The sequence below is a fragment of the Rhodopseudomonas sp. BR0G17 genome (genome assembly GCF_010907025.1).
Taxonomy (GTDB): Bacteria; Pseudomonadota; Alphaproteobacteria; order Rhizobiales; family Xanthobacteraceae; genus Rhodopseudomonas; species Rhodopseudomonas palustris_H.
The window spans coordinates 1-433 of record NZ_QUML01000156.1; the positions used below are offsets into that span (position 1 = coordinate 1).

Genomic DNA, 433 nt, shown 5'->3' on the forward strand with positions numbered 1-433 from the left:
TTCCTCACCTTCTATGGCCTCGCCCGCATCACCGGCGAGTTCTTCCGCGAACCCGATCCGCAGCTCGGCTTCCTGTGGGGCGGGCTGACGATGGGGATGCTGCTGTCGGTGCCGATGGTGATCGTCGGCATCGGCGTGATGATCGCGACCTGGCGCCGTGGACAGGTGACCTCGCCTGCCGCCTCGACCCATCCGAGCGAGTCCGCCTCATGATCGACCAGACCGCGCTCGCCACCGAGATCAAGCGGCTGATCAAGGCCGCCGGCCCGATGCCGGTGTGGCGCTACATGGAGTTGTGTCTCGGCCATCCCCAGCACGGCTACTACATCACCCGTGACCCGCTCGGCCGCGAGGGTGACTTCACCACCTCGCCCGAGATCAGCCAGATGTTCGGCGAACTGCTCGGGCTGTGGTCGGCCTCGGTGTGGAAGGC

The 433-nt window shown here is 66.7% G+C and carries 1 protein-coding gene and 1 pseudogene; both read left to right on the top strand.

Annotated elements, in window-relative coordinates; all coding sequences use genetic code 11:
- On the top strand, positions 1–213 hold a 213-nt coding region (locus DY467_RS25640; RefSeq protein WP_205502837.1), incomplete at its 5' end, for a prolipoprotein diacylglyceryl transferase family protein.
- Positions 210–433, top strand: a pseudogene (locus tag DY467_RS25645) (class I SAM-dependent methyltransferase); the annotation flags it as partial. The gene DY467_RS25640 and the pseudogene DY467_RS25645, both read left to right, overlap by 4 nt.